Source organism: Hymenobacter telluris (assembly GCF_017313265.1).
In the GTDB taxonomy this organism is placed as follows: Bacteria; Bacteroidota; Bacteroidia; order Cytophagales; family Hymenobacteraceae; genus Hymenobacter; species Hymenobacter telluris.
The window spans coordinates 385,974-400,863 of the sequence record NZ_JAFLQZ010000004.1 but is presented as its reverse complement, the minus strand read 5'-3'; the positions used below and the strand labels follow the sequence as shown (position 1 = coordinate 400,863).

Genomic DNA, 14,890 nt, shown 5'->3' with positions numbered 1-14,890 from the left:
GAAAAGCCGCTGTCCAGATGGGTGGCGGCTTTTTCAATTAGTACAAAATCGGACTACACCAAGGCCGGCATAGCTATACCGCACTCTAATAAAGACCGTCATTTTGCGCGAGCCGGGCAACTGTTGCCAGGGCGTTGCTATCTGGGAGGACGCAAGGCGTTATACCTTGCTGCTGCTATGCGCCATATACTCCTGCTTACCGGCTGCCTGATTGGGGCCACATTCGCCGTGGCTCAAACGCCGGCCACCAATTACCGCGCTACTCCGCGCAAAATCAACGACCTGGTGCACACCAAGCTGGACGTGCGCTTTGATTACACCAAACGCTACCTCTATGGCAAAGAATGGGTGACGCTCAAGCCCCACGGCTATCCTACTGACTCGTTGCGGCTTGATGCCAAAGGCATGGACATCAAGCGCGTAGCCCTACTAAACGGGGAGCAGCAGCAGGCCCTGAAATTCGACTACGACCAAACCAACCTGCGCGTCAATCTGGGCAAGACGGTGGCGCCGGGCACCACGTACACCCTCTACATCGAATACACGGCCAAGCCCGACGAGCTGAAGCTAAAAGGCAGTGAGGCCATCGGCGGAGCCAAGGGCCTGTACTTCATCAACCCGGATAGCGCCGTGGCGGGCAAACCAGTACAAATCTGGACCCAGGGCGAATCGGAATCCAACTCCACCTGGTTTCCGACCATCGACAAGCCCAACCAGAAAACCACTTCGGAAATCAGCCTGACGGTGCCCAGCAAGTACGTCACGCTCAGCAACGGCGCCTTGGTCAGCCAGAAGCCCGCCGGCGCGGGTCTGCGCACCGACACCTGGCAGATGGATTTGCCCCACGCGCCCTATCTGTTCATGATGGCCGTCGGGGACTTCAAAATCCACAAGGAAACCTGGCGCGGTAAGGAAGTGAGCTACTACCTGGAACCCCAATACGCCGGGCAGGCGCAGGCAATTTTCGGTAAGACGCCGGCCATGCTGGAGTTCTTCTCACAGCGCTTGGGCGTGGAGTATCCGTGGAACAAGTACGCCCAAGTGGTGGTGCGCGACTACGTAGCCGGAGCCATGGAAAATACTACGGCCTCGCTGTTCGGTCCGCACGCCCAGGGCACGGCCCGCGAGATACTGGACTGGGACTACACGCTGGTGGAGCGCGAAGTGGCCCACGAGCTGTTTCACCACTGGTTTGGCGACTATGTAACCACCGAAAGCTGGAGCAACCTCACCGTGAACGAGTCGTTTGCCAACTTCAGCGAGGTGCTGTGGGCCGAACACGCCTACGGCCCCGATGCCGGCGCCGCCCAGGCCGACCGGAGCCTGCGTAACTACCTGCGCACCCCCGGCAGCCATGACAAGCACCTGGCGCGCTACCAGTACGCCGACAAGGAGGACATGTTTGATAACGTGACCTACCAGAAGGGCGGCAGCATCCTGAACATGCTGCGCACCTACCTCGGCAACGACGTGTTTTTTGCGGGCCTGCGGCGCTACCTGACCCAGAATGCGTTTGGGGTAGGGGAGCCGCACCAGCTGCGGCTGGCGCTGGAAGAGGCGTCGGGGCAGGATTTAAACTGGTTTTTCAATCAGTGGTATTACCGCGCTGGCCACCCCGTCGTCACGATTGACTACAGCTGGGATGCTGCCCAAAAGACCCAGGCCGTGACGGTGAAGCAAACCCAGCCCGGCGACCCTTTTCAGCTGCCGTTTGCCATCGACTACTACGTGAACGGCCAGCCCCAGCGCCAGCGCGTAACCATGACCGAGGCCACCCAAACCTTTCGGATGCCACTAGCCAGCAAGCCCGACCTGGTGAACGTGGACGCCGAAAAGACCTTGGTGTGGCAGAAGCAGGACCACAAGCCGCTGCCCGACTTCGCCTACCAGTACCGCCACGCCCCGCACTACCTCGACCGGCGCGAGGCCTTGAGCGCCGCCAAAACGCAATTGGCTACTCCGCAGGCCCAACAAATTCTGGTAGCCAGCCTCACCGACGCCTCGCCCGCCCTGCGCGAAATGGCTGTTGAACTGCTCGACCTCCAAAACCCCGCCCTGCGCACCGCCGCCGCGCCCATTCTGGCCCGGCTGGCCGCCATCGACTCGGCGCTGCCGGTGCGGGCTGCTGCTCTCACGGCGCTGGGTACGCTCAAGGAGAAACGCTATAGCAAGCTGTTCGAGCAGGCGCTGGAAAGTAAATCGTACCGGGTGCAGGGGGCGGCGCTTCAGGGGCTGCTGCAACTAAATGCCCGGCAAGCCCTGGCCCGCACCACGGCTTTCGAGGCCGATAACAAAGGCGCCTTAACCGTGGCCATGGTGAGCGTGTATGGCCGCGCCGGCAGCCCCGCGCAATGGCCGCTGGTGCTGGCCAAGTACGATGCCGCCGACCCGAACGGCCGCTTCGGGATGCTGCCCGGCGTAGCGGAGTTCCTGGGCCGCCTCAACGACCCCGCAGCCTTAACCGAAGGCATCACCCGCATCAAAGACCTGACTGTGCGCTACAAACCCTACGTTGATGCCAACCGACTGATTGGGCTATTGCGGCAGGTGCAGCAACAGCACACAACCCGCCCCACGGCCGCGCACACCACCACGCTGGTTGACCAGGCCGTAGCGGAAATTCAGGCGGCGAAGTAGAAATACCTTTTTGGTAAGAAAACCAATTGCTAGCTGGCTCGACTTGGTGCGAATAATCGATTAATACGTGGCTGAATCAGCCAAATGCCAACGGGAAAGAACCAAAGAAGAAAAAATTCGCCAAGGCAGTCACTAAGGCTGGCGGGACGTTGTAACTCTACGCTTTTTAATGTCTTCGCTACAAAGTAGAGGCTGTAAAAAATGCCAGCCATAGAAAGCATATGCAACGGAAGTATAAATAATAGAATAGCCGGACTAATCGAAAAACCTTTGGACACACCTGCTGCGAATAAGGCCAAAACAGCTATGATATAAAAAGATGGCAGCACAAGCCCTATTTTTAATTTGGTGCTTGCTGCTAGCATCGATTTAGGTAAAAGGGTTGGTAACTGAGTGCCTAAGGCCCACAGCCAGCAAAATAAGCCAGTAGTAAATAGGGCCACAGATGCAATGAAGCAGCCTATGAATATAGGCATCTGCGGTGGTTTCATGAATAGGGCCATATTGCCGCAAAGCGAAAAAAGTAGCGGTAATCCGAATGTTAAAGAAAATAGCTGCCAGGGCTTTAATCGGAGTAAGAAAGACATAGTAATACGTTTAAGCACAGCGAGGTTAAAGGTAGCTGTAACCGCCACGGTAGCAACCTTCTCTCTAAAAAACCAGTAGGGCAGAACTTCATTCGGCGCAACCGAACTGCCCCTCCGCTACAATCCCACCTACTTCTGTTACCAGTCCCGTTGTCGGGTCCGTTCGGGCCTTACTACACGGCGGGCCGTACCTTTGCGCCGGGAAGACCCGATTGTATCATGCAGGAACAACTACGCTTAGAAGAAGCCAATACGCAGAAAACTGCCTGGAAACAGTTTGGGCCTTACCTGACGGAGCGCCAATGGGGCACCGTCCGGGAAGACTACAGCTCCGACGGCAACGCCTGGGACTACATCACCCACGACATGGCCCGCAGCTACGCTTACCGCTGGGGCGAGGAAGGCATTGCCGGCATCAGCGACGACCAGCAGCTGCTGTGCTTTTCGGTGGGCATGTGGAACGGGCAGGACCATATCATCAAGGAGCGCCTGTTTGGCCTGACCAATGGGCAGGGCAACCGGGGCGAAGACGTGAAGGAGCTGTACTATTATCTTGACAGCACGCCCACCCACTCCTACATGAAGATGCTCTACAAGTATCCGCAGGGAGAGTTTCCGTACGAGGAACTGGTAGTCGAAAATGCCAGCCGCACCCGCCAGGAACCCGAATTCGAACTGCTCGATACCGGCATCTTCAATGACAGCCGTTACTTCGACGTGGTGGTGGAGTACGCCAAAGCCGGCCCCCACGACCTGCTCATTCAGATAACGGTGCACAACCGCGGCCCCCGTACGGCCCGGCTGCACCTGCTGCCGCAGCTCTGGTTCCGCAACACCTGGGGCTGGGGCCACAATGACTACCGCCCGCAACTGCACAAAACCGGCCCTGGTACCGTAGGCATAGAGCACGAAGCGCTAGGCAATTACCAGCTCTACTGTGACCAGCAGCCTCGCCTGCTGTTCTGCGAAAACGACACCAACCCCAAGCTCTACGGCCACCTGCCCAACGGCCCGGCCACTTACAAAGACGGCATCAACGACTACGTGGTGGGTGGCAACACCACTGCCCTCGGCGCCAACCAACAGGGCACTAAAGCCGCCGCTCACTACAAGCTGCGGGTGGCGCCCAACGTGCCGCGGGTGGTGCGCCTGCGCCTGAGTGCCGTGCCGCACGAAGCACCCTTCGCCGATTTCGAGGACCTATTCGCCACGCGCCGCCTGGAAGCCGACGAGTTCTACGACTGCCTTCAGGAAAACCTGACCGACCCCGACGCCCGCAATGTGCAGCGCCAGGCGTTTGCCGGCATGCTCTGGAGCAAGCAGTTCTACTACTATGATGTGGCCCGCTGGCTCGACGGCGACCCGGTGGGCAATATGGCCTCGCCGCGCCGCCGCGCCGGCCGCAACAGCAACTGGCGCCACCTCCACAACGCCGACATTATCTCGATGCCCGACAAGTGGGAGTATCCGTGGTACGCAGCCTGGGATTTGGCGTTTCACTGCCTGCCGCTGGCCATGCTCGACTCGGAGTTTGCCAAGCAGCAGCTGCGCCTCTTCACCCGCGACTGGTACATGCACCCCAACGGCCAATTGCCCGCCTACGAGTGGAACCTCTCCGACGTGAACCCGCCGGTGCACGCCTGGGCCACCTGGCGCGTGTACCAGATGGACAAAAAGCGCACCGGCACCGCCGACCGGGTGTTTCTGGAAGCCATGTTCCATAAGCTGGCCCTGAACTTTGCCTGGTGGGTGAACCGCAAAGACAAGAGCGAGCGGAACATCTTTGAGGGCGGCTTCCTGGGCCTCGACAACATTGGGGTGTTCGATAGAAGCGCGCCGCTGCCGACTGGCGGTTTCATCGAGCAGAGCGACGGTACGAGTTGGATGGCCATGTTTGCCTTGAACATGATGCGCATGGCCATGGAGCTGGCCCAAACCAACCCGGTGTACCAGGAAATGGCCAGCAAGTTCTTCGAGCACTTCCTGTACATTGCCGATGCCATGACCCGTGGCGGTGACGGCCAGTTCAACCTCTGGGACGAAGAAGACGGCTTCTACTACGACGTGCTGCACACCCCCGACGGCGTGCGCACCAAGCTCAAAGTGCGCTCCATTGTGGGCCTGATTCCGCTGTTTGCGGTGGAAGTGGTGGAGCAGGATGTGCTGGATGGCCTGCCCGAATTTACCAACCGCGCCACCTGGCTGCTGGCCAACCGGCCGTATCTGGCGCAGCTGGTGGCCCGCTGGGAAGAGCCCGGCCGCAACACTCGCCACATGGTGGGGCTGCTGCGCCGCCAGCGCCTCACCCGTATCCTCACCCGCATGCTCGACGAAACCGAGTTTCTGGCTGAACACGGGGTCCGGGGCATGTCGCGCTACCACCTGGAGCACCCGTACGTGTTCAGCACCGAGGAAGATGATTTCTCGGTGGGCTACGTGCCCGGCGAGGCCGAATCGAGCATGTTCGGGGGCAACAGCAACTGGCGCGGGCCCATCTGGTTTCCCATCAACTACCTCATCATCGAGTCGTTGCAGAAATTCCACTTCTACTACGGCGATTCACTGCTGGTGGAATATCCGACGGGCTCTGGCAACCAGCTCAACCTCAGGCAAGTGGCCGATGCCCTGGCCCAGCGTTTGGCGGGGCTGCTGCTTAAGGACCCGGATGGACGGCGGCCGGCCTTCGGCAACTACGAGCTGCTCCAAACCGACCCGCACTTCCAGGACAACCTATTGTTCCACGAGTACTTCAACGGCGACAATGGCCACGGCCTGGGGGCCAACCACCAAACCGGCTGGACCGGCCTGGTGGTGCGCCTGCTGCATCAAGGTGAGGCGTCCACTGTAGTGCCTGGCGGGCAAATAGCGGCGCAAGCGCAAGAGTAAGCCCCCAAACGTATCTTGCCAAGAAGTGGGCGCGCTACGCTCAACGTGGGTTTATGGAACGCACCCGCAGCAGTAGCGCGCCCAGCGCGTACACCGCCGCCACACTCAGCAGCAGCTTCAGGAGGCCCCGGTAGGTGGTAGCCAGCTCGGGGTGGCTCGTGAAGGTGTGGGTGGGTTCCTGGGCGTAGTCGGCGTGGGTGAACTCCACTTTGCGGAACAGAAACGGGTAGTAAAAGGCCCGCAGCGAATCGTGGTAGCGGGTGGCACTGCGCTGGAACGCCAAGTGGCTGGGCAGGTCGGTGGCGGCCAGGGCATTGAGGCTGCTTTGCACGTTGATGGCCGGGGACAGCAGATTAAGCTGCTCCACCAGGTTGTAGCGCTGTTGCAGGCCCTGTGCGTAGGCGGTGGCCTGCGGAGCCACGGCTACGTCGCCGAGGTGTTGGAAGGCGTAGTACCAGCGCCATACAAACCGCTCCCGGATGGTGGCTGTATCGCGCCACTGCGGATAAAGCGCGAAGAAACGGTTCATGGTCTGGGCTTTGGGTCGGTCCCAGCCAGCATGAATTTCCTCACGCTGCCGGATGGTCAGCTCGATGCCCTGGGGCACGGGGCGGGCGGCGGCCACGCCCAGGTTCAGCAGGCTGGGCACCAACACCACCAACAGCAGCCACACCCCCAGCAAGGCCACGGCATTCACGGCCGAGGGGCGTTGCAGCGCCGCCACAACCAAAGCCACCGCCAACCAGAACAGGCAATACAGCACCGTTAGGGCCAGCCAGGTGCCGATGCGGCCATCCAGCGGCACCCCGGCCCACAGCATGCCCACCCCCGAGAGTAGCAGCGCCAGGGCTAGTACTAAGGTGAGCCGGAAAGCCAGCTTGGCCGCTAGCACTGTGGCTGGCCGTACCGGCTGGGCCAGCAGCAACACCAGAATTCCCTCTTCCCGCTCACTGGATAACAGGTTGAAGCTAAGCGCGATGATGAGCATTGGAAACAAGTATACCAGCACAAAGGCCAGGTCGAAGTTGCCGCTGAGCACCTTCATGGGGTTGGTGTTATCGGTAGCGTATAGCTGGTTTTGCAGGCCTAGCAGGCGCAGCTTCACGTAGGAGGGATTCACGTCGCGCAGGCCCAGGGAGAGGGCCGCCCACGGGTCGGGGTGGTGCACGGCGAAGGCGGTATGGTAGTAGCCAATGTCGCCGGCATCGGCCGGACCCGGAAACTTCACTTTCAGCTCGGCCACGTTGCGGCGCGTGAGTTCCGGCAGCGCTGCCAGGTGCTGGCGCTGCCGCTCGATTTCGGTGGTGCCGTAGTAGATGCCATACAGCCCGGAAACCAGCAGCAGCCCACACATAAGTACCAGGCCCTTGGCGGCGCGGAAGTGCCGCCACTCGTAGGAAAACAAAATCCAGAATAAATGCATCGTATTAAGCAACAGTGGTGTTAGCAATCAGGCGAAAGCCCAGCCAGCTCAGCAGCCCCGCCCAGAGCAGCAGGGCCCCCATGGGCAATAGCAGGTGTGGAAGTGCCCAGGCCAGAGCCGGAGTCTGGTAGCTGAAAACCGGCAGCTCGTGCCACGTATGAGCATCAAGGCGGCGCTCTTTGTCGCCGGGTCCCATGCTGGCCTGCAAGCCGTTGAGGCGCTGTACCAAGCCGTAGCGGTAAGCTTCGGCGGCTTGCTGAAAGTGCACGTAATGGGTGAAGTCGGAGCCGGCCAGGCCCATAGAGAGCGGCCGGATGGCCTGGTAGGGATTCAGCAGGCCCGCCCAGTCGGAAAGGCGGTTTTGGCGCTCGTAGGTGGCATTGAGGGCTGCAAAGTGCTGCTGATATACCTTGGCCGAGTACTCTTCACCGGCCGCCATCTGCACTCCCGCCAAACTAACGGGCAGCTTTTCCTCGGAATCGACACCGTACTTTTTCAGCAAGCTGGCTTTCAGCGCTTCGGCGCGCTTGTCGTGCGGATCGTGGCCATTGATGCCGTGCTGGGCCTGCTCGTGCACATCGGCGTCCATCTGCGCTTTGGTGATGGTAGGGTACAGCGAAGCCCCTAGGTTGGCCGTGGCTTTGGGCAGAATAATGCCGCTCACAATCCAGAAACCCAGCAGCATAATCAGGGCGGCCCGCGAACTGGCCTGGGTGGCCGATACCACCACGCTGCCTACCACGAACAGGAAAAAATACACCGCGTAGCCTAGCACAAACAGCGTCAGGCGTGCGGCCAGGTCGGCACCGGAAGCAAATTCCTCGCCCGTAAACAGCAGTGTTGCGGCTAGGGCCAGGGCCGGGGCCACCACCAGCGCTACAGCTTGGCTGTAGCCCCGCACCTTACCCCAGGCCACTTGCCGCATGGTTAGGCCTTGGCTGAGTAGCAGCTTGAGGGTACCGGTTTCGCGCTCTTGCGTGAAGGCCCCGAAACACAGGAAGATGATGAGCAGCGGCACTAGTAGTTGCAGCACGAAAGCCACCGTCATTTCCCCAAACCGAATCAGGGAGCCGGACTGCTGGGCCTGGCTGAAATTGACACTGTTCTGCTGGTGGGCTTCCAGGTACACGGCGCTGCCCGTGAAGGTGTCTACGCCGGAATCCAGCAAACTCAGGCCCGATTTGGGGCGGAAGGCAAACGAGCCGTAGTGTGCTACCCGGTGCGGGTGCCGGGCCGGCTGGTTACGAAACTGCTCATTGACGGTACTTTGGGCCAATACCCGTTCCTGCTGCAACGTGCGGTAGGACGCGCGCCCGACCAGCGTAGCGGCCAGCAACAAGGCCAAAACCAGCACGCTCAGCACCCCAAACCGCCGGTCGCGCAGAATGCTGACAAATTCTTTCTGGGCAATACTGTGTATCATGGGCGGGCTAGTTCATGTAGGTGAGGTAAAGCTGCTCCAGCTCTTGCGCATTCAGGGCGGCGGTGGGGCGCACGTCCACCAGCTCGCCTTCGCGCATGATGCCCACGCGGGTGCCCACTTCCTTGGCCCGGAAGATGTCGTGGGTGGCCATGAGCACGGCCGTGCCCTGTCCGCTAAGGCGGCGCAGCAGCTCGGAAAACTCGTTGCTGGCCTTGGGGTCGAGGCCGGAGGTGGGCTCGTCGAGCAGCAGCACCTGGGCGTGTTTGGCTACGGCAATGGCAATGCCCACTTTCTGGCGCATGCCTTTGGAATAGGTGTCCACCCGGCGCCGTACCGCTTCAGGTGGCAAACCGGCATCGGTGAGGTAAGTAAGCAACTCACTTTCGGGGTACCGGAAGCCCGCCAGGCGGCTGAACAGCGCCAGGTTTTCCAGGCCCGTCAGGTGCGGATACAGCATCACGTTTTCCGGAATATAGGCCAGGTGTTTCTTGATTTGCAGCGAGTTGGTGGCTACTTCCAGGCCGTTTACAAAGGCCGCGCCCGAAGTAGGCTGCACAAATCCCAGAAACAAGTTGATGGTAGTGGACTTGCCGGCGCCGTTCTGGCCCAGCAAGCAAAACACTTCGCCGGGGGCAATTTGCAGGTTCAGTCCGCGCAGGGCCAACTTATCGGCATACTGCTTGCGCAGTTGCTTGGCTTCTAAGAGGTAAGTCATTGAGTGTTAACAAGGGTAAGAAGGTGTGATGCTGCCGTTCTGACGAGGGCCTCGCCAGAACGGCCCCTCGCCGAAAAGAGGAGCCGAGCCAGACGGCTTGTTGCGCCGGCTGTCCGCGGCTCTTGCTGTATGCTCCGCCTCTCCCTATCGGCGAGGGAACTAAGAGGATGAGGCGCACAGGTAAGCCGGCCTAGAACGTGTAGCCCAGCGTGGCCATGTAGTTGCGCGGCGCGCCGGGGCTGGCCCGGAAGAAGTCGTAGCCGCCGACGAAGTAGTACTTGTCGAGCAGGTTGTTGACGTTCACATGGAAATTGAACTTGCCGGTGGTGTAGAATAGGGCCGCGTCCAGCGTGGTGTAGCTCGGCCAGTAAGCCCAGTACAGCTCGCCGGTTGTGGTGTTCACCACTTGGTTTTCGGTGCGGCGCCGGCCCACGGCGTTGCCACCCACGGCTACGCCTAACCCTCGCAAAGCCGGCGTCACGAAGGTGTACTTGGTCCAGAGGCCGGCGGAGTGCTTCGGGGCATTTGCCAGCGGCTGTCCGTTTTCCACCGCCAAATCGGCCTCCAGCACTTCGGAGTGGTTGAAGGCATAGTTTGCATTGACACTCAGGGTGGTGGAGATGTTGCCCACCAGCTCCAGTTCGGCTCCGCGGGAGCGGGCCTGCCCGTTTTGCCGGTACACCGGCGCGCCGTCGGGCGTGAGTGAGCCGGTATTAACCAGTTGGTTGCGCTTCACAATCTGGTACACCGCCACCGTGCCCAGCAAACCCTTGTTGAAAAACTCGCCCTTCAGGCCGGTTTCCAGTTGGTAGCTGGTTTCGGGGTCGAAGGCGGCACTACGGCCGTAGCGCTCCGGAAAGCGGATGTACTCGGGCTTGAGCGGCCGGAAACCGGCGCTGTAGCTAACAAAGTAATTCAGGTTGTCGCGCAGGGCGTAGGTGAGGCCGGCCCGGGGCAGCAGGCGGCTTTGCCGGATGTTCTGGCTGCCATTGCCGTAGTCCCGCTCGTCAGTAAACAGCTCGTAGCGGGCCCCCAGCAGCAACCCGAGGCGCGCTGTCACGTCGAGTTGGTCCTGCACGTAGAGGCCGGTAGTATGGTACACCGAGTTGATGTAATCAACAAAGAACTGGGGCAGCGGCCGGCGGAGGTACTTGGTAGGGTCCTGGATTTCGTACACCGGGTTTTTAAGGTCGAAAGTCAGCGGCGAGGTTACGCCGTTCACCAGCTTCTGCCGGGCCTCAAACATGGTACTTTGTGGGTCCGTGTTGTAGCGGATGTAGTCTACGCCTGCCACCACTTTGTGCGTTACCGGGCCGGTGGCCACGTTCAGCACAAAATAGGAAGCCAGATTCTTGGTGTATTCCTCCGCCCGGCGGTCGAAGTAGCGCAGGTTCATCACTGTGTTGGCCGGGGCGTCAGCGTAGGTGTTCAGGGTGCGGTGCTCACTCAGGTCTTCGTGGTAAGTGAAGTCGAGGTACGAGGCATTAAACGACAGCCACTCCGTGAATTTGTGGTTGAGCGAGGCGTTGAAGTAGTAGGTGCTGGTGCGGAAATAGTCGCTCGGCTGGCTTAGCGTGAAGGAACGGGGCAGGGCGTATAAGTCGCCCCCGCGGATGGGCAGGCCCCGGTCTAGGTAGCCATCAATGTGGGTGTACACCGCCTCGGCATTGATGGTGGTTTTGTCGGTGGGCAGGAAGGTGACCGTAGGCGCCACCATCAGGGAGCGGGTATCATTCCCGGCCCGGAAAGTGTTGGTTTTCTCGAAGCCGGCGTTGAAACGGTAGAGTACGTTTTTCTGCTCACTGAGTGGGCCCGTCAGGTCGGCGGTGGTGCGCATGGTGTTGAAGCTGCCCGTGGAAAAGGTAACGGCCTGCCGGGCCACATCGAGCGGCTTTTTGGTTACCATATTCACCGTGCCACCGGGGTTGATGTCGCCGTATAGCGCCGCGCCGGGGCCTTTCAGCACTTCCACTCGCTCCAGGTTCACCGTCAGGGGTGCCTGCGTAAACGAGTTGCCGTAGCTGAAACCCGAGCGGAGCCCGTTCAGCAGCCGGAAGCCGCTTTCGTAGCCGTTGCGGAAGCCCCGAATCGTGAGGTCGTCGTAGTGCGAGTATTGCGTAACGCCTGCCACGTTCTTTACCACTTCCGTGAGCCGTAGCGCCTGTCGGTCCTCCATCAGCTCCTTGGTGACGGTGGAAATCGACTGCGGCACGTCGATGGCTGCCGTGGCGGTTTTGGTGCCCACAAAGCTGTAGTCGCTCTTGTAGGTGGTTTCCTTGCGGCCCAGCACTTCCACTTCCTGCAAGGAATTAGTGACGGGCTGCAAGGTGAAATCAACACTCAGATTGGGGGTTTCGGCGCTGAGTACCACCGTGCGGCGTTGCTCCTGGTGGCTCAGGCTGCGCGTCACGAGCGTGTATTCGCCCAGTGGTAAGGCCAATGAAAAATGCCCATCGGAACCACTCAAAGCAGAAAAACGGCCGGTGGTTTCCAAAATGGAAACTCCCTCCAGGCCGTGGCCGCCTGGGCCATTCACGTGGCCGTCGAGGTGGCCCATGGCCGATTGTCCTGCTCCCAGCAACGGCCAGAGCAGCAGCAGACACATTAGAAGTCGGTGCATGAAAAAGGGGCATACCCGGCCACGGCGGCCAGCGCCGCGTGCCGGGATAAATCAGAAGAAAAGGGAAATAGGCTATGGCTAGCCCACAGCAGCCCAGTGCAGCTACACTAGCTGCGAGGCACAAGGCCTTGCTCGACAAGTGAATAGGGGCGCTCAGCTGGCTTCATTGAAGCAGCAGAAAGCATAGCCGGTAAGTACTGCTTACCATTGGCAAGTGCCCGCAGAAGCTACTACGGAACAGTGCAAACCCAACCCGGCCGCAACTAGCGGCGGTGAAATCAGCGTTTAGGCACGGTGAGCGGGAGGGCCGCGCAGGGAGGCGCCATCAAGCAGATGGAAGGCGCGGCAAACGGGAGCCTGCGGCCGGTACACGGCGTAGGCAAGCAGCTGCACGGGGGGCTCCAGGCTCAGTGGTACCGCTGGCTGGAAGGGCGAATCATAGAGCTGCTCAATGTGGCAGTGCTGGTGCTTGGGCGAGAGAACGGCTTTGGTTCCTGCCTTCACAGTTGGCGCGGCAAGTGGCGCATCTTCCGAGTGCTGGTGAAAGTGCAGGCGCAGCATAGCCGCCTCCGGGGTAAGCACCCGGACGAGCAACACAATAAACCACCAAGCTGTAATTCTACGCCAGTTTTGCACGCTTGCTTGCTGCCAATGAGCGGCAAAGGTAGAAACAATCCTTGTTAATGCAGCATTGCTGCATTAACAAGGCGTAACATAATAATGAATGCTCCTTGCCTTTTCCGACGGTAATTTTCGTGTCAGCCCCCAACCGCCCGCAAAACAAAACACCGGGCTGCCAGCTTCCGAGGAGGACGTACCTACCTGCCCAATACGTTGGTTACTGAGGTACAAGTAGTAAGTAGCAAGCCGCTACCGCACACCAACCACTCCCTATAAACTCCATGAGCTACCCCCACGCTGTTGCGCTGCACGCCCCTGATGGCACCAGTCTGCAAGCCTACACTGCTTTCCCGGCCGGCCCCGGCCCGCACCCCGGCATTATTTTGTTGCAGGAAGCCTTTGGCGTAAACGGCCACATCCGCAACGTGGCCGACCGGCTGGCCGCGGCCGGCTACGTGGTTATAGCGCCCGAGCTGTTTCACCGGAGCGCCGCGCCAGGCCTGGAAATTCCCTACAGCGACTTTCCCAGCGCCGCCCCGCACTTTCAGGCCATTACGCCCGAAGGCTTGACGGCCGACTTGCAGGCCGCCCACGCGTGGCTGCAAGCGCAGGACAACGTGACCGATAAAATTGGGAGCATCGGGTTTTGCCTGGGTGGGCGGGTGTCGTTTCTGGCTAATGCGGTGCTGCCGCTGGCGGCGGCCGTGTCGTACTACGGCGGGGGCACCCAGCACCTGAAAAACCGGGCCACCGACCTGCACGCGCCGCACCTGTTCTTCTGGGGTGGCCTCGACCAGCACATCAGCAAAGCGCACATCACGGAAGTAACCGAGGCCATAGACGCCGCTGGCAAGCCTTACATCAACACCGTCATTTCCTACGCCGACCACGGTTTCCACTGCGACGAACGGCCCAGCTACCACCCACAGGCCGCCGCCGAAGCCTGGGCTATGACGCTAACCTTCTTCCAGGAAAAGCTGGGTTAAGCTGCTTCCTGAAACGAGCAACGCAATGCGGCATCCGTTTCACGCAAAGCCGCCGGACCACAGTACCGCTCACTGGTAGCGCTGCTGTAGTCCGGCGGCTTTGTTGTGCAGGCTTTTGGGCGTTGCGTAGCTACACAAGGTTTTCTGGTTAAGAATTCATTCCGTCTTTCTGCATGGGCGCCAGGATTTTGCGGTCAACGTAGAACGTGCCGAAAGGTACAATGCACGCGAGCAGCACTTTCCAGGTGGTGGTGGCGAAACGCCAGTGATACTCGACGCCTACCCGCAAGGTATTCAGCACGAAAAGCAAGAACAGCAAGCCGTGAATGGGGCCGATGGCCCGTACCAGGCTTGGGTCGTGGGACAGATACTTGAGCGGCACAGCTACGCCAACCAGCAACAAGAGCGAAAGGCCTTCCAGCAGGCCAAGTAGGCGGAGGCGGCCAATAGGGGTTTTCAGCATCAGTGAACTTAAAAGGGGAATCGGAAGTAGGGGCGGCTGGCAAGCGGCGAAAAGGGCCACGGAATAGCCAGCAAAATCAGCAGCAGCGCAGCCGTAAACCAGAGCGCCATCGTGCGGAATTGAGCGGTGCTGGTTGGTTGGCGTTTGGCCCGCGCCGCGCCGATGGTGAGGACCACAATGGCTACCGTCATGGCGGCTACGTGCTGGAAACCGAAAAACAGCGTACCGGGGTCGTGCTCGGCATCCCGCAAGTGAAAGGTTTTCAGCAACGGACTCACGAAATACAGCGCGTAGCCAAGCATCAATTGCACGTGCGCAATGGTGGCCACCGTATGCCGGATGGTGTTATCGAGGGGCGTGAACGGCTGGTTGCCGAGCCAGCCCCGGTAAGCCCGGGCAATGCCGTACACAAGCCCGCCCACTACCGCCCACCGGCCCAATGAGTGCAGAAACAACAACGTAGAGTACACAGGAAAACAGCCAGTAACAAGAGTAGCAAAACCGAAGTGGCCGCCCCACAAAACGTGGG

11 protein-coding genes are annotated in these 14,890 nt (G+C 60.2%); 3 read left to right on the top strand and 8 right to left on the bottom strand.

The genetic code is table 11. The features are described 5' to 3' along the window. Positions 1 to 177: 177 nt before the first annotated feature. Positions 178 to 2,637 carry a M1 family aminopeptidase gene (locus J0X19_RS09090; protein WP_206984022.1) on the top strand — a complete coding sequence of 820 codons (2,460 nt, stop codon included), beginning with the start codon at positions 178 to 180 and terminating at the stop codon, positions 2,635 to 2,637. 29 nt (positions 2,638 to 2,666) lie between these two features. Here J0X19_RS09090 and J0X19_RS09085 read toward each other — a convergent pair whose 3' ends face one another. After that, positions 2,667 to 3,224 carry a hypothetical protein gene (locus tag J0X19_RS09085; RefSeq protein ID WP_206984021.1) on the bottom strand — a complete coding sequence of 186 codons (558 nt, stop codon included), beginning with the start codon at positions 3,222 to 3,224 and terminating at the stop codon, positions 2,667 to 2,669. 219 nt (positions 3,225 to 3,443) lie between these two features. Here J0X19_RS09085 and J0X19_RS09080 point away from each other — a divergent pair, with 219 nt between their 5' ends. Beyond that, positions 3,444 to 6,110 carry an MGH1-like glycoside hydrolase domain-containing protein gene (locus tag J0X19_RS09080; protein WP_206984020.1) on the top strand — a complete coding sequence of 889 codons (2,667 nt, stop codon included), beginning with the start codon at positions 3,444 to 3,446 and terminating at the stop codon, positions 6,108 to 6,110. Positions 6,111 to 6,150: 40 nt separating this feature from the next. Here the strand turns inward: J0X19_RS09080 and J0X19_RS09075 are convergent, their stop codons facing one another. The 5 genes from J0X19_RS09075 to J0X19_RS09055 all read right to left on the bottom strand — a co-directional run bounded on the left by J0X19_RS09075 (position 6,151) and on the right by J0X19_RS09055 (position 12,888). Next, on the bottom strand, positions 6,151 to 7,533 hold the full coding sequence (locus J0X19_RS09075; protein ID WP_206984019.1) for an ABC transporter permease: 1,383 nt from the start codon (positions 7,531 to 7,533) through the stop codon (positions 6,151 to 6,153). A 4-nt stretch (positions 7,534 to 7,537) separates the two neighbouring features. Then, complete coding sequence (locus J0X19_RS09070; RefSeq protein WP_206984018.1) at positions 7,538 to 8,956, bottom strand: ABC transporter permease; 1,419 nt, start codon at positions 8,954 to 8,956, stop codon at positions 7,538 to 7,540. A gap of 7 nt (positions 8,957 to 8,963) precedes the next feature. Then, positions 8,964 to 9,671, bottom strand: a complete 708-nt coding sequence (locus tag J0X19_RS09065) for an ABC transporter ATP-binding protein (RefSeq protein ID WP_206984017.1) — start codon at positions 9,669 to 9,671, stop codon at positions 8,964 to 8,966. A 190-nt stretch (positions 9,672 to 9,861) separates the two neighbouring features. Continuing rightward, positions 9,862 to 12,291: a TonB-dependent receptor gene (locus J0X19_RS09060; RefSeq protein WP_206984016.1), complete on the bottom strand. Its 2,430-nt coding sequence runs from the start codon at positions 12,289 to 12,291 to the stop codon at positions 9,862 to 9,864. Between the two features lie 285 nt (positions 12,292 to 12,576). Further along, the gene (locus tag J0X19_RS09055) at positions 12,577 to 12,888 is read right to left on the bottom strand and encodes a hypothetical protein (protein WP_206984015.1); all 312 of its coding nucleotides are present in this window, start codon (positions 12,886 to 12,888) and stop codon (positions 12,577 to 12,579) included. A 305-nt stretch (positions 12,889 to 13,193) separates the two neighbouring features. On the opposite strand from J0X19_RS09055, the gene J0X19_RS09050 reads away from it, so the two are divergent. Next, complete coding sequence (locus J0X19_RS09050; protein WP_206984014.1) at positions 13,194 to 13,898, top strand: dienelactone hydrolase family protein; 705 nt, start codon at positions 13,194 to 13,196, stop codon at positions 13,896 to 13,898. A 148-nt stretch (positions 13,899 to 14,046) separates the two neighbouring features. Here the strand turns inward: J0X19_RS09050 and J0X19_RS09045 are convergent, their stop codons facing one another. Next, positions 14,047 to 14,361: a DUF3817 domain-containing protein gene (locus J0X19_RS09045; RefSeq protein WP_206984013.1), complete on the bottom strand. Its 315-nt coding sequence runs from the start codon at positions 14,359 to 14,361 to the stop codon at positions 14,047 to 14,049. A gap of 8 nt (positions 14,362 to 14,369) precedes the next feature. Next, positions 14,370 to 14,831, bottom strand: coding sequence for a hypothetical protein (locus tag J0X19_RS09040; RefSeq protein ID WP_206984012.1), 462 nt, complete (start codon positions 14,829 to 14,831; stop codon positions 14,370 to 14,372). Positions 14,832 to 14,890: the final 59 nt, after the last annotated feature.

What these genes read in the sequence shown, in the direction of transcription:
- J0X19_RS09090 (WP_206984022.1), top strand. Translation starts at nt 178, where the DNA reads ATGCGCCATATACTCCTGCTTACCGGCTGCCTGATTGGGGCCACATTC.
- J0X19_RS09085 (WP_206984021.1), bottom strand. Translation starts at nt 3,224, where the DNA reads ATGTCTTTCTTACTCCGATTAAAGCCCTGGCAGCTATTTTCTTTAACA.
- J0X19_RS09080 (WP_206984020.1), top strand. Translation starts at nt 3,444, where the DNA reads ATGCAGGAACAACTACGCTTAGAAGAAGCCAATACGCAGAAAACTGCC.
- J0X19_RS09075 (WP_206984019.1), bottom strand. Translation starts at nt 7,533, where the DNA reads ATGCATTTATTCTGGATTTTGTTTTCCTACGAGTGGCGGCACTTCCGC.
- J0X19_RS09070 (WP_206984018.1), bottom strand. Translation starts at nt 8,956, where the DNA reads ATGATACACAGTATTGCCCAGAAAGAATTTGTCAGCATTCTGCGCGAC.
- J0X19_RS09065 (WP_206984017.1), bottom strand. Translation starts at nt 9,671, where the DNA reads ATGACTTACCTCTTAGAAGCCAAGCAACTGCGCAAGCAGTATGCCGAT.
- J0X19_RS09060 (WP_206984016.1), bottom strand. Translation starts at nt 12,291, where the DNA reads ATGCACCGACTTCTAATGTGTCTGCTGCTGCTCTGGCCGTTGCTGGGA.
- J0X19_RS09050 (WP_206984014.1), top strand. Translation starts at nt 13,194, where the DNA reads ATGAGCTACCCCCACGCTGTTGCGCTGCACGCCCCTGATGGCACCAGT.
- J0X19_RS09045 (WP_206984013.1), bottom strand. Translation starts at nt 14,361, where the DNA reads ATGCTGAAAACCCCTATTGGCCGCCTCCGCCTACTTGGCCTGCTGGAA.